This is a genomic window from uncultured Algibacter sp., from assembly GCF_963976535.1.
In the GTDB taxonomy this organism is placed as follows: domain Bacteria; phylum Bacteroidota; class Bacteroidia; order Flavobacteriales; family Flavobacteriaceae; genus Algibacter_B.
The window spans coordinates 22,673-37,692 of record NZ_CAXBLF010000034.1; the positions used below are offsets into that span (position 1 = coordinate 22,673).

Here is a 15,020-nt window from a genome sequence, read left to right on the forward strand (position 1 = left end):
CCGAAAAATCTACCTTGCATTCAGCCCAAAATCTTGCTCAACCGATTTGTACCAATCTTCGTCATTCACGGCATTCCAGTCCACCCATGCTTCATCGGTCATAGATGCTCGCCATGCGATAAATGGCTCTGCATCGGGACCAAGAGGGTGTCTTAATTTCCAAGATTGGCTTTCCGCCACTTCCAAAATCTTGTCTGCTACCAATGTTGGTGGTGTTGGTGTTCTTAGCGACGCTGAAAAAAGCCCTGCTAAACGTTTTGAGTGCGGATAGATGGACTCCTCATTTACAGTAATATCAGTTGCCATTTGGGTGTTAATGATCCCTGGTTCTATAATAGCGACTTTAATATTAAATGGTTTTACTTCCTGTGCCAATGCTTCGCTAATAGCTTCAAGAGCATGTTTGCTTGCCGCATAACCGCCCAACGGGCTATTAGCAATATGGCCGGCAACAGATGCTACGTTGATGATGCACCCTTTTTTGTTTTTTCGCATTTGCGGCAACAATGCTTTGGTGCAACGCAGTACGCCTAAATAATTGGTGTTCATAATGGCTTGAAAATCGTCTATCGACATTTCTTCAATAGAGCCATGGTGTTCAATCCCAGCATTGTTAACAAGTACATCGACAGAACCCTGTTTTTGTAGGATGTCATCCAGACATTGCTTTACTGATGCATCAGAATCCACATCCATTTTGGAAATATTAATGTTCAGTGATTCAGATTTAATTTTTTGTTTAAAGCCTGAAGCCATTTCTGGGTTTCGCATGGTTGCAAATACTTTATAGCCTGCGCGTCCGAATGCCAATGCTGTTTCAAGGCCAATGCCTTTACTTGTTCCTGTGATGAGCGCTGTTTTCATAATTTATTGATTTGTTTATTATTAGTTGTGTTTTTAAATTAGTAGTGTCCGATTAAAGAATCAAGACCGCTTCGCTGTTAGAACCAAGAACAAAGACTTGATTGTAACTAATTGATAAACAGTAATTTTTAAATTCATAACTTTCTAAAAAATAAAATTTTTCAGTAATCGCAAAAAGCAAGCCTCTCTTTTTTATAAGCCCTGAAAACTTAGGGTTCGCAAAGGTTTTCTTTAAACGAACTATTTTTAGTCGGACAACAATGTTTTTAAATATAAATTCTCAGTACATGACAAAAACAAAAAAGTGTCACATTGAGCGCAGTCGAAATGCTTTTGAATATGATATTTCCAATGTCTTCGACTTACTTCGTAAGCTACCTACCATTGACGTCTTTTATAAGTGCTGAGAAACTTGTCATTCCTGCGAAGGCAGGAATCTATAAATTCCTATAAGGCTCAAATATAACTCTGTATGGATACCTGCCTTCGCAGGTATGACAGCGTTGTTGTTTTACGTCATTCCCACCGCTTGAAAAAAATTTTCTCGGGTCTCAGACTGACATCCGATATATTATCAATTTTTGTTATATCCTAAATCATAAATCATACTTCAAAAGGTCGTTTCCTAAATTCGTTATATAAAGTGTTATTCCGTCGTTAGAAAAGAACATGCCTGTTAGCAATCCTGGAAGCGGACGAAATAAATCTGGAGTAAATAATTCAAGTCGCTCCATGCCCAAATGACTCCTTCTGTTCCATTCATTCGAAACCTTTAAATTTTCTTTAGTTGAAGCATCAAAAATCACTTGTTGTGAATGATTCTTAAAATCTACTGCAATCACTTGATTATAGAGCGGAGAAGCCACGATTAATCGACCTTCTTTATCTATTAATATATTATCGGGAGACCCAACATTGGCCGCAACACCCATATAATTTGCTTCACCAGTTTTAGTGTCAACTTTTAATTTATGCACCCTATCCATCATGGTTTCAGAGATAAATAGATGTTTTTCATCCTTATCCATGGTAATACCGTTAGCAAAGTAAAGGCTATCCATAATTTCTACAGGCGCGCTTTTTAAATTGGTCATTCTAAAGACAGCTCCAGTTGGTACAGGTAAATTGGCAGCCTGAAACATTTCGCCCAAATTAGTACTCTCTGCAGATTGCGAAAACCAAAGCGCTCCCGTTTTATCCCTGTAGATGGTGTTCACGCCATACGGATGGTCATAAATCATTTCTACTTTTTCTGTGGACACATTTATACGATAAATTTTACCGTCAGCCACGTCAGACATGAGTATATGTGTACCATCATGCTCCAATACCATACCGTTCGGGGATGCAATTTGCTCGGGCGGTAGGTGTACGAATCCAGCATCAGCAAAGTTTCCAAAAGGACGATTGGAACCGTCTTTTTCAATTAATCGGAGTCCTTTGGCTTGATCCACTACAATAATACGTCCATCCGCCAAGGCAACCCCATCTTCAGCACGCAGTAAGCTTCCATCACCTGGGAATACATTTTCTTTCTGATAAGTGAAGTAAGGTAATTGCTCTGTTTCTGTTTCCGTAGTGCTGATTTTACTATCGGGCTTTGGGCTATTACAACACATAAAGGCGAAAGCAAACAGCAATAAGGAGTAATTTGAAAGTTTCATAGTGTATGTTTTAAAGGTTGTTTAATGATGTAAGTACTTTTATTTAATAAGATTCTTTTGATATATTTTAATTTATTTCAGCATCGCCAAATCAATTTTCTTGCTGTCCACATATTGCTGAAATGCGGTTTATTTTCCGTCTTTAAGCTTCCAAAGAAGTGCAACCTGAGCATTATAGGTTTTGCCGGTTTCTTTTACTTTGGCATCATTGCTAAGGGTGTTTACTTGTTTTCATATTTCCATATTTTTTTATTTACTTTATTTGTTATCTCTTTCTTTCATGTTCTTAAAACCAGCCACATAAAAATTGGAATCAATAATCAATTCTTTTTTAGTGTCTTTAGTGTACTCATGTGTCCAATTGGTGGTTGGTTTAATCCATTGTTCTTTGTTATCGAGTTTTACTTTTACTGGCATATTAAATCCAGGTACGGCATTTGTCCAGCGATAGGCGAATGTGTTGTCTTTAAAATAGTATTCTAAAGTTGGTATTTGTGTGGTTCTTAAATATTGGTCGAAGAATTTCCCCAAGTCCAACCCTGACTGTTGTGCTATATAATTTTCAATATCTGTTGAAGTGACTGTTTTATGGTAGAACTCTGTATTTAAACCTGTTAGAGTGGCTCTCCACTTTTCGTCATCATTAATAACTTGCCTTAATGTATGCAAAACAGTAGCAGATTTCATGTAGGCATCTTGTGTGTAATCCGTATCGTTAACGTTGTAATCACCAATAATTGGAATGTCATTAGCAATACTATGAGAAATTCCTTTTATATAGTCTGCTCCAGCTTTTTTTCCAAAATGATATTCCACATACAAGGCTTCAGAGTAGGTTGTGAATCCCTCATGAACCCACATGTCAGCCATATCTTTGTACGTAATGTTATTTGCAAACCATTCATGACCAGATTCATGGATAATCAAGTAATCGAATTTTAAACCCCAACCTGAACCTGAAGAATCAGTACCATTAAAGCCATTTACATAACCTCCAGAGTAACCAATGGAACTTTGATGCTCCATGCCAACACCTTCTACTAGTTTGTAGCTATCTTCATAAAACGGATAAGGACCAAACCAATATTCAAAAGCTTCCAGCATCAAATGTGCTTGTTTAAACTGAACCTTGGCTTGTTCTAGATGTTCTGGCAGTACATAATAATCACATGCTAGTGTTCCTTTCATCCCGTTATATGGGTCGGAAAAATGAACGTAATCTGCCACGTTAAGAGCAACGCCATAACTGTTGATAGGGTTTACAACAGTCCATTGATAGGTTGTTGTGCCATTGTCCTTTTTTTCTGTTGCTGTAAGTTTCCCATTGGCAACAGCCATAAGATCTTCAGGAACTGTGACGCTTATGGTCATGCCATTATCTGGCTCATCGTACATGTGATCTTTGTTTGGCCACCATAAACTAGCACCTTCTCCTTGACATGAGGTGAATACTACAGGTTTGCCGTTCGCATCTTTCTCCCACGAAAAACCACCATCCCAAGGTGCTCTCGGTGCTTCCTTCGGGTTTCCTTCATAGAATACTTCAATCTCTTTTGAGGCTCCTTTTATTTGATTTTCTTTCAAATGAATGAAATAAGCATTTCCTTCTTGTGTAAAAGTCAGCGATTCACCAGCTTGAATTACTTTAGTAATTTTCAAAGGCGGTTGCAAATCTATTTGCATGTCATTTTTTGATTCTAATACTGTATAAGTTATGGTGTTAGAGCCTTTAATGAATTTGTTTTCGATGTCCAATTCAAAATCTAAATCGTAATGGGTTAAATTCCACCAAGCTCTTTCATCAGTTATTTTGCCTCTTAAGGTATCTTGTCTTGTATATGTTTTTTCGACAATTGGGGCGATGGTCATATCCCGTTCAGGAGGAATTCGACTCAAAGTGACAGGCTCTATTTGGCGACCATTGAGATAGAAAAAGCCTTTGTAAGTGCCCGTTTCATTATCTTTTTGCAATTTAAAATTAGGCTTAAAGCTTGCATACGTTAATTCAAATAGAAGAGAATCGTCCTTAATGATTAGGTTTTCAAGTGGTGCATTAACTACGTTAATCCAGTCTTTCTGTTCCCAGTTGAAAGTTCCAAAATAGTTATCGTTGTTCTTTTCAATGTTGATTACTAAACTTGCATTTGGGTGTTGAACCTTATACCATTTTCCGGTTATGTTTTGTCCGAATAGCGCATAAATAGAAAACTGAAGACTCAGTAAAACTAATATTTTTCGTTTCATGAATTATTTTGAATTAATTGTTTGTTTGTGCAAAACTTCGATATAAAAAAGTTTAAGAATTTATTTCTTCTCAGAATCGGCAAGCTTTTTAGTATCCACATATTGCTGGAAAGCAACTATTTTACCATCTTTTAATGTCCAAAGGTGAGCCGCTTGTGCATTATAAACTTTGCCACTTTTCTTGAATTTGCCATCATATCTTAAAGTTGCCAAAACTTTATTATTGCTCATCTCGTGAAGTTCGATATTAGCTAATTTAAAATACTCATGTCCTCCTATAACACGTTCAAAAACGCCTTTTAAGACTGCTTCTGGTCCAATATATGGATTGCCATCGGCCAAGTTGTTGCTTTCCGCTTCATGCCATACGATTTTTGGATCCATGGCTCCGAGAACGGAAGGGATATCGCCTTTAGCAAAGGCTTTATAAAGATTGTCAACAACTGTCATGTTATTTGGGTCTGATACCAAACCCAACTGACCTAAAAACGCCATGTTATCCATAAAATCTTGCTCTTGGGCAATTTTGCCATCCTTCATTTTTACAAGAGTAGTCCCTTCAATATTGACGGTTCTCCCTGTTGCTGGAATTCCAAAAAACTCACCACTGTGTGTGCCAATAAAATTCCAGTGCTTTACAATGTTGTCTCCTTGTCCAAAGACATCTACAATTGTGAATTTGACATCCGAAAATCCTGTGATAAAATGGCTGTAATAGTCTTTGAAGTTTTCAATACCTACAATATTTTCTGGACTATAAACCATGGTTATGTTTTCGTCAAAATTAGTATCATTAATTTGATCGAGTTTGCCATTGTTTATGATTTCGTCCCAAACTTGGGTGTACATTTTAATGTTGTTCTCAACTTTAGCATCGTTGCAAGATATCATGAAAAGCACGATTGAAAGGATAAAAAGTTTTACTGAATTTTTCATAGTGGTTGATTTTTATTTGTTAGTGTTCAATATTTATAGTGGCATCCACGTTACTAATATGGATTGAATTGTAAAAAAAACGATAAAAGGAATAACCAAATACCCCATGACATCCCGAGCCTGTATTTTTATGCCTATACCCATAATTGGAAAAACGAGTAATAAGTAAAATGGCTGTAATAGGTTTGATAAACTTTCACCGTAAGCTATAGATAATGAGGCTCTCGATATCATTGTGGTAATTTCTGAAGCTGGTAATCCAGCCCCGATCTCTTTCACGGCATTAATTATACTGGGGCCAATAACGGCAAATTCACCACCTGCAGATGGAATAGCAAAATTCGTAAAACCACCTGTTATATATGCAAGGAAAGGGTAGGTATGAATCGTTGCAGTGGAAGCCATAAATTCAGCTAATTTCGTGCCTAAACCCGTATAGAGCATAATGCCCATGATACCTGCATAAAATGGATATTGATATAGAATTCCAGATATATTACGGCTTGATCTTTTCATGGCAATAGCATATCTCATTGGTGTTTTGTGTAAAAACAATCCAAGAATTAAAAATATGAATATCATGATGTTGAAATTTAATTGGAATCCATTTGTGTAAAAATGAAAGATGATATAAGTCAAACCCATCAAGACGATAATCATTTGAAAAACGATTCCATTATTAAGCCTATCCGAAATAGAATTGAACGCTAAGTTTAAACTTGCTGCTTCTTCTTTTATTGAGGATTCTTTTTGGATACTGGTACTTTCTAACATGTCGCTAATCTCTTTTATTTTAGTAGTTTTAGGAATTAATAAAAGGATTAACAAGGGTGCAAAAACTAAAAACAAAATCATCATGGCCATGTTTAAAGGAGAACCTAAAGTATAGGAGGTAGGAATAGTTTCTAATAATACGCCAGCTTCTATTAAATAATTGTCTTTTGTTCCTAATAACAAGGGGATGGAGCTAGATAAACCAGTAACCCAACTGCCACTACTAAAATAAACTAAGGCGACTAGAAAAGGATAATTAATCCCTTTGGTTCGTAATGCCAACTCACGTGCTAGAACACATGTAATTACAATCCACCCAAAACTTATCATGGAGAGTATTATACCAATTAAAGAAACAAAAAAATATATTTGTCTTGGAGTTTTAAGGTATAAGACAAGCTTGTCAATAACTTTTTTTACAACAGGGGAAAGTGCAATAGTAAAACCTGTGATTATAATTAACACTACCTGCATCCCAAATTCCAATAAAGACCAAAAACCATCATACCAAGATTGTATTATTTTTATTGGAGTAACCTGCATCCAAAAAAAGGTAACTAAAGCCGTAATAATGGTAAGTAGTATTGCAAAAACAAATGCATTGGGCATGTATTTTTCAAATATTTTAGTAAATTTTTCTCCTAGTTTATTAATCATTTGGTTGGTTGTTGGTTAATTAACCTGTACGTGTTTATTGATTAAATTTTAAGTTTAATCCATAAAAAAAGATGCTATTAGAATGATAGAAAAAAGGGATGAGAATTCTAAAAAATAGATTTTGTTTCTTGTTGAAACACTACAAAAGGATTTTTTCATAAAGTCTTTTATTTAATGCTATTAATTAAAAAGACTTAGGGATTTTTAAAGATAGATAAAGAATCATTTTCTAACAAATAAATTTAGAGTTGTATTCTGAGTAATAATAGGTTACTAATCCTGGCAAGTAGGAGCGTTAGGGATTGTAATGGAAAGCCCACAGGGAGGCACGACCGAGGACTTGTATTGGAAAGCCCGACCCTTTGGGTAACGCCCAAAACAGTTTTTTTAAAATCAGTTTCATAATATTTCCTGTTTAAAAGATAAAATAAAAGGCAGCTTATATGGTTAAAACTGCCTTTTAGGATATTATAAAACTTTATTTAGCAGTTAACAGTGATTGGCTGTAATACATCATGTGAGACGTTATTTTTCCATCTTCATCAAAGCTACTACTAGCATGCAGAGGAACTTGCATCTCTTTCTTGTCCGATTTACGTACCAAATGATAGTTCCACCATGATAGTACTTCGCGGCCGTTGCCCATTTCGTATTCCAGATAATCTGGGTAGCCTATCATTTCTAGATTTTTTATTTCAAAATCATTTAAGAATTGTTGCCAGTTTATTTTTGTTTCGGCTTTGGTATCTGATTTTCCATATTCATAATTAATGTTGGAAAACCTAGCATCATCGCTAAAGTAGCTTAAACATTTGTCCACATCTGAATTTTCAAAGGCATAAAAAGCTTTCCTTACAGTGTTGATGTTGTCATGATGGTTATAAATAGTACCATTGGTTCTATTTACATAACTGCTGCGTATTTCATCAATAATACTGCTGTTGCCGTAATTTATAACGGTTTGGATTTTATTGTTTTTGTTTACAACATAAAGCCTGTGCACGGGCTGGTTAATTTTTACGCCTGTTTTTTTGTGGACGCCTTTTAAATCTACCCATGTTTGAACCCAAACCACATCGTCTTTATTATCTTTTTTATATTCTATGGCGTCTGGGTAAGCCCCATTTGATGGTGTTATAGAAAAATAATCTAAAGCATTGTTCCAGCCCATAACACTTTTAATGAATGATGCTTTATCCCCTCCTTTGTCTCTTGGGTTAATACTTACGCCATTATAGGATTTAAAATCATCAGCCAAATAACTGGCTACTTTGGTAGAATCGCCTTTAACAAAGGCTTCGGTCATGGCGTCAATTACTTTAATTGCTGGATGGTCGATGTAAACGGTGCCGTTAGTTTTCTTTTGCGCATAAGTTGCTGAAATGCATAAAAATGCAAGTACGAGTGATAGTGTTATTTTTTTCATAATCATGTCGCCTAATTTTATAGTGCGGGCGTTACACATTTTTAGTTAATAATTTGGATTTGTATTTAATGTTTTATTTTTTTCTGATTAATTTGAATAGTTATTTAAAGTGTCTTTAACGGGTTTAAAATGAATACCTAAATCTTTTTTAGCTAAATCGTTCTTATATACAATACCTGGGTTTTCTTTTGGTTTTTTATTGTTAAGCATAGCATGCATATCGGATACTTTATAGGTTTCACTACTTAGTAAATAATCTTTACCGTGCAGTCCTTGTGTAGTTGCCACTTTAAATATGGCGTTGGCAACGTCTTCAACATCCACAATAGCAAAAGGCACATCGTTATCAAAAAGTGCTTTAATAAAATCGTTTGGAACAATTTTGTTTTTGATGAGGTGTTGTAGGCCTCCAGATGTGGAATCTTCTCTTTTTGATAAAGCCTTACCCATAACCGCAACAGGGGAAACCGAACTAATTTCAAAAGGTAATCTTTGGTGGTCTTTAATGAATTTTTCTACGGTTTGATTAGCTATAAATTTTGCTTGAGCGTAAGGATGGCTTTCTGTACTTGTAAATCGGGTATCGTTTTCATCAAACGTGTCATTGAAATTTTTTCCGCCTGCCGGAAATGGAAAATTGGTATTCCAACCAGCAACTGATGCTATAAAAACTACCTTTTCTATACTTGGTGTGTTATTGATAACTTCTAAGAAATTCTCGGTACCTTTAATGGTTGGGTGAAACAACTGTGTTTTTGGATCTTCAACATCCAATATAAAAGGTGTGCCACCATGGACAACAACATCGCAATCGCTTACAAAATCTTTTAGGGTTGCTTTGTCTGTTACATCTAGTTCGCTTATGTACAAATTATCGGCATGGTCAAATAGCATGAGGTGTTCATATTTGTCTTCACGAGAAATATCTGTGGTCGATACTTTTACTTGATATCCGTGGTTTAAAAATGCTTTAGTGATATAGCTTCCTATAAAACCTGACCCGCCTATAATACCTGCTTTTTTCATTTTAAAAATTTAAAAACCTACAAGATTGATAATGAGTAAAATCAATATCAAGTATTGTAGGTTTAGTTTTGGTTGGTTATTTTATAAAAATGAATGACTAACTCAATTCGTATAATTATTTATCTAAGTAATGTATATAAAACCTTATTTAAAAGCGAGTTAGGACGAAACGGGTAGAATAGTGTCCAAAGGGGGTGTTTTATTTATCGGCATATTATATGCCTGAAAATTAATCGATTGTAATTCTGTTGCAGATTTATGTCGCTTGTTTTAATTGAAAGTCAAAAATAAAGGTCGTACCATTTTGGTTTTCTTCTTTCATGATGCCGTTTAATTGACGTGTAAGTAATGTAATTAGCTGGGAGCCAAATCCAGTGCCATGGATTGTGCCAGATTTTCCAATACCATCATCAGCTACTTCAAGGTGCAGTATGTTATTGTTTTGTTTTTCGAGTTTAATGGTAATAGTACCTTTGTTTCTTTCAGGAAATGCATATTTAATGGTATTGGTTAATAGTTCATTAATTATTAGTCCTAAAGGTACAGCAGTATCAATATCCAAATTTAGTTGCTTCATGGCTAGGTTTAAGTTTACCTTTTTTTCTGCACCTAAACTATCGAAAATACTTTCACTTAAATTTAGAAAATAATCTTTCATCTCAATGGCACCAAGGTTTGTACCTTGATATAATTTTTGGTGCACAATGCCTATGGAATTAACCCGATTCTGACCTTCTAACATGGCTTCTTTAGTAGTTTTATCATCTATCTGAGCAGATTGTAAAGATAATAAGCTGGAAACCACCTCTAAATTATTTTTTACCCTATGGTGCACTTCTTTTAATAATAATTCAATTTCAGCATTTTTAGAGGCCAACAATTTATGAGATTTACTTCTATTGCGGTAGCTAATAAAACTAAAAATCAATAGTCCCAATAATAGTGCTACCAGACCAAAACCTAAGGTTTGAATCAATTTTTGCTGAGAAATTTTACTTTCTTGATTGGCAATAGTTTCCTCTTTCTTTTTGGTTTCGTATTGGGTTAAAAGTTCAGACATTTTAGCATCACTTTCAATTGACGCAATGCTATCTCTTAAGGAATAGGCTTTTTGTTTATAATCTAATGCCATCTTATAATTATCCAACTTGCTATAAATGGTGCTTACGTGGTTGTAGTTTTCAATCAAATTAGAAAAATCGTTGGTACTCTCCTGTAACTTTACCGTTTTCAATTGATAGCTAAGTGCCTCCTCATAATTGCCTAAAAGCATGGTTGTTTCACCTAAATTTGACATGGAGGCGTTTATGGCATTTGTGTAATTTGCTGCTCTAGCCAGCGCTAAACATTTTTTATAGCTTTCTATGGCTTCATGGTATTTGCCCAATCTTTTTAGCGCATTGCCTTTTCCATTTGTTACATCTGCCTGTGTTGCTAAACCCATGTTTTGCTCTTGGGCAATAACCAACGCTTTATTGTAATAATCAAGAGATTGTTGATAATTTCCTTTTGCCATAGCAACATTTGCAGCGTTAAAATTAACATAGAATTTTTCTAAGGTTAAATTGTTTTCTTCTGCGATATCAATGGCTTTTGTGGCGTAATGCAAGGCTTCGGTTAATCTGTTTTGGCTCGTTAAATCTTCCGAAACTCTAGTTAATGCATCACAAATACCTTGTTTGTCATTCAAGGTTTCCATAATTTTTAAACCAGACAAGTCTTTTTGTAGTGCCTTATCTAAATCTCCATTTTTTCTGTCAACCCAAGCTAATTTAAAAAGTGTTGTAGCTTTTCCTTTTAAATTATTAACGGCTTCATATCCTTTTATGGCTTTATTGAAGAAACTTGTTGCAGAATCCAATTCTAATAAGTTAGCATGCATTCTGCCCTGCATTTCGTAAAATTTTGGTTGCCAGTTTTTATCGGCTGTGGTTTCGGATAGTTGTACACCTTGTTTTGAAAATTCTAAAGCCTGTTCAATATTTTGGTTGAACGCTATGGCTACCATATCATTTATAATCTCCAGTTGTTTATTAGCTTGTTTTTCTAAATGTAATTTTTGCTGAAGCTCTTTAATGGTTGTTTCTTGACTATTTGCTATATAGAAGAAAATCAAAAATAAATACAACAGGTTTTTCATAAATGAGAGCTAGAAAAGATTATATTTTTTGTATATGTTGGAGCAATAGTTTTTTCGATTCTCCACTTATGGGAATGGCTTTTTTTGAAATAACAATATGGCTTTTTGCAATTTCATCAATATGAGAAAGGTTAACAATAAACGACCTGTGTACTCTTAAAAAATGTAGATTTGGTAGTTTGTCATCCATATCCTTAAGTGTCATTGCTAATAAATATTCTTTATTTTTTGAATGAATACGGCAATAGTTTCTTTCGGCCTCAATATAAAGAATGTCTGTAATATTTACCCGTACCATTTTTTCATGATGGCGCACAAAAATGCAATCGCTTAAAATGAAAGGCGAAACTTTTTCGTCTGTAAGTGAAGTATCTGATTCTTTTTCAGATTGTATCCTGTTTATTGTTAATTCAATAGCACGCTGTAAATCCAGTTTTTTAAAAGGTTTAGAAATAAAAGCATAGGGATTAGTTGTTTTAGCTTTATTGAAATGAGCATTATCTGCATTGGCCGTTACGTAAATAATGGGGATATTAAAATCTTCTTGTATAATTTGTGCCGTTTCAATACCAGTAAGATCCCCTTTTAAATGGATATCCAATAGTATAATATCTGGTATGCTCTGTTTTATATGCACTAGAGCGTCTTCGCCTTTTGGCATAATGCCAACAACATCGTAGCCTAATGTAGTTAGCTGTAACGACATGTTTGCGGCAATTATCATTTCATCTTCTACAATTAATATTTTAGTTTTTGGGCTCATTTAAGCTGCTGTATTTAATTTAAAATGAAATAAAACAGAAGTGCCGTTTTGGTTTTCTTCTGTCATTTCACCATTAAGTTGTTGGGTTAGTAATTTTATGAGTTGAGAACCAAACCCTGTTCCTTTAGGAGACAAACCTGTTATTTTGCCTATACCGTTATCAACTACTTTTAATGTTAATGTTTCAGGATTGGATTTTGACAAACTAATTGAAATGTTTCCTTTTAAATTTTCAGGGAACGCATATTTTAAAGCATTTGTAAGCAGTTCGTTAACAATTAAACCAATGGGGACTGCCGTATCTACATCTAATTCTAAGTTATCCATGGCATATTCAATTTTTACTTTTTCGTCTGCATTAAAGGTATCTAAAATACCTTCACCTAAATTAAGAAAATAATCTTTCATTTCAATGCTTCCTAAATTGTCACCTTGATATAACTTTTGATGGATGATGCCCATGGATTGCACACGGTTCTGACTGGCTATCATAGCGTCTTTTGTGTCGGAATCTTCTAATTGAGCAGATTGTAAAGCAATTAAGCTTTTAACAAGTTCCAGATTATTTTTTACGCGGTGATGAATTTCTTTTAGAAGAAGCTCGTTTTGCTGGTTTTTAGTATTCAGTTCTTGGTTTACATTTTCCAGTTTTAGATTACTTGTTTGCTTTAACTTGTAATTATGATAAATAAACCCAATTAGTATTAGGACTAAACTAATAATAATCAAGAGTATGATTTGTTGGTTGTTTTTGCGTGCCAGGGATTTTTCGTTAGAGACAATGTTAAGTTGCAGTTCATTTTCGCGAAGGCTACGCTCGTTTTTTTCCTTTTCAAATTTAAGTGATTCATTATAAAATTGCGCTTTGTATTTTAATGCCATAGCAAAATCGCCTAGTTCTTTGTATGTTTCCCCAATACTATTTAGGGTGTTTGTTGCGTGGTGGTAATCGTTTAAGTTAATATATGAAGCGTGAGCCTTTTCATAATATTCAAGGGCAGTAATAAAATTTTTGGTATTGAAATCAATATCACCCAATAATGCGAATGAATAGGGGTAGTAGGAGTTGGTTTTCATGTTGTAGGTTTCCATGATTTCGGTTGCTTTTAATACATTTTCCTTTGCTTCTTTATATTTATTTAAATTTAAGTTTTTATTATTTGTCTTTGCTTGTTGAATCAATTCATAGCTAAACATAGTATAGTACCAAATATGGGCCAAGGGATTTTTATAGTTCGTAAGAACCGATTTGACACGGTTATAGTAAAAGGAAACAGAGTCCTGGTTGTTACCCGTATGCTGGTAAATTAGTTCTGCATAGATCATGTACAATTCTCTGGGATTTTTATCGACATCTATGTTTTTATAATAGTTAAGGCTGTTATGTAAGTATTTAAGTGAAAGCTTTTTTTCTTCTGGAAGTCCGTATTTGGCGTAATAAAGCCCTTTGTGTAGATTTATTTTGGCTTTTATATCTGGTTGATTTATTTTTTCCATTTTTGCAAGTGCTTGGGAAAATAAGTCAATAGATGTTGCGCGATCGCCTTTTCTTAGTTTAAGATCTGACCAATATACCAAATAGTCGAAGTACAACATCCTGTTATAATCATTGTCATCATTTAAGTTTTTTATTTTATCCCACCCTATTTGTGCTAGAGAATCTTGAATTGAAACAGAATAACTTCTATTCTTCTTTTTCATTCGTTCAAAACCCAGTCTTTGGTATTTTGCTTGATGTAAGGGTTTATTAGGGTCGAGTAGTTTAAATGCCTTATCTGCATAGTATAATGCACTGTCGGAATTAAATTGTGGCATTTTTGTAAACCACGAAGCTCTTTCTGAGTACATTTCGCTCAATTTAAGCGCAGCTTCTGGTGTGTCTATATTTTTGTTATGAACTTGGGTATAACCGCTAAAACAAAGTAAAATAGCATATAGAAACGTTATTAATTTTGTTTTTTTTATTTCCCATCTCCATTGGGCTAATAATTTCATTGAATTGTAAACGGATTTAATCTGGGTATAAACTGATACTGTACATTTTAAAAACAATAAGAATTTGGCAAGTCGATTTGGCATAAAGTCTTTTCTCAAAAATTAATTCAGCTATAAAAAGACTTAGGGGGAGATTGTAGCGTAATATTAGAGAAAATATTGAATAGTAACAAATATTTTAAATATAATTGATGAAATCAACTAAATTATTAAAATAGAACGTTATTGTCAGATAAAAGGATCAAGACCGCTGCTGATAGAATATAGTTGCGATAGCTGTCGGAAAAGACTTGATTTTAGCTCATTGATTTAAGTACATGACAAAAATTAATTTTGAAAAATAAACTACTCGCAATTTTCAGGATAACAAAGACCTGACAGGTTTTCAAAACCTGTTAGGTCTAGGTAACGAAAAAGCCGTAATGTGCTATATGTGTGCAGTTTATAGTTCTGTTCTAAGTTTTTGTCATGTACTAAACTCATTGATAATCAATTTACAATAGATTTGTCATTTCAGAAAGCTTTTGATTT

General features: G+C 34.3%; 10 protein-coding genes. All 10 read right to left on the minus strand.

The window, feature by feature from the left end:
- Window positions 1-9: 9 nt before the first annotated feature.
- Window positions 10-864 carry an SDR family oxidoreductase gene (locus AAC024_RS10285; RefSeq protein ID WP_339895300.1) on the minus strand — a complete coding sequence of 285 codons (855 nt, stop codon included), beginning with the start codon at window positions 862-864 and terminating at the stop codon, window positions 10-12.
- A 596-nt stretch (window positions 865-1,460) separates the two neighbouring features.
- Window positions 1,461-2,483, minus strand: a complete 1,023-nt coding sequence (locus tag AAC024_RS10290) for an SMP-30/gluconolactonase/LRE family protein (protein ID WP_339895301.1) — start codon at window positions 2,481-2,483, stop codon at window positions 1,461-1,463.
- 303 nt (window positions 2,484-2,786) lie between these two features.
- Window positions 2,787-4,772 carry a M1 family metallopeptidase gene (locus AAC024_RS10295; RefSeq protein ID WP_339895302.1) on the minus strand — a complete coding sequence of 662 codons (1,986 nt, stop codon included), beginning with the start codon at window positions 4,770-4,772 and terminating at the stop codon, window positions 2,787-2,789.
- A gap of 60 nt (window positions 4,773-4,832) precedes the next feature.
- A complete protein-coding gene (locus AAC024_RS10300; RefSeq protein WP_339895303.1) occupies window positions 4,833-5,708 on the minus strand; it encodes an ester cyclase in 876 nt (291 codons plus the stop codon).
- 33 nt (window positions 5,709-5,741) lie between these two features.
- A complete protein-coding gene (locus AAC024_RS10305; protein ID WP_339895304.1) occupies window positions 5,742-7,139 on the minus strand; it encodes a TIGR00366 family protein in 1,398 nt (465 codons plus the stop codon).
- 478 nt (window positions 7,140-7,617) lie between these two features.
- Window positions 7,618-8,565, minus strand: coding sequence for a nuclear transport factor 2 family protein (locus AAC024_RS10310; protein ID WP_339895305.1), 948 nt, complete (start codon window positions 8,563-8,565; stop codon window positions 7,618-7,620).
- A gap of 87 nt (window positions 8,566-8,652) precedes the next feature.
- A complete protein-coding gene (locus AAC024_RS10315; protein WP_339895306.1) occupies window positions 8,653-9,591 on the minus strand; it encodes an NAD-dependent epimerase/dehydratase family protein in 939 nt (312 codons plus the stop codon).
- Between the two features lie 256 nt (window positions 9,592-9,847).
- Window positions 9,848-11,731 (minus strand): tetratricopeptide repeat protein, encoded by a 1,884-nt coding sequence (locus tag AAC024_RS10320; protein WP_339895307.1) that lies wholly within the window; start codon window positions 11,729-11,731, stop codon window positions 9,848-9,850.
- Window positions 11,732-11,750: 19 nt separating this feature from the next.
- Window positions 11,751-12,494 carry a LytTR family transcriptional regulator DNA-binding domain-containing protein gene (locus tag AAC024_RS10325; protein ID WP_339895308.1) on the minus strand — a complete coding sequence of 248 codons (744 nt, stop codon included), beginning with the start codon at window positions 12,492-12,494 and terminating at the stop codon, window positions 11,751-11,753.
- Window positions 12,495-14,489 (minus strand): histidine kinase dimerization/phosphoacceptor domain -containing protein, encoded by a 1,995-nt coding sequence (locus AAC024_RS10330; RefSeq protein ID WP_339895309.1) that lies wholly within the window; start codon window positions 14,487-14,489, stop codon window positions 12,495-12,497. It lies immediately after the preceding gene.
- Between the last annotated feature and the right edge of the window lie 531 nt (window positions 14,490-15,020).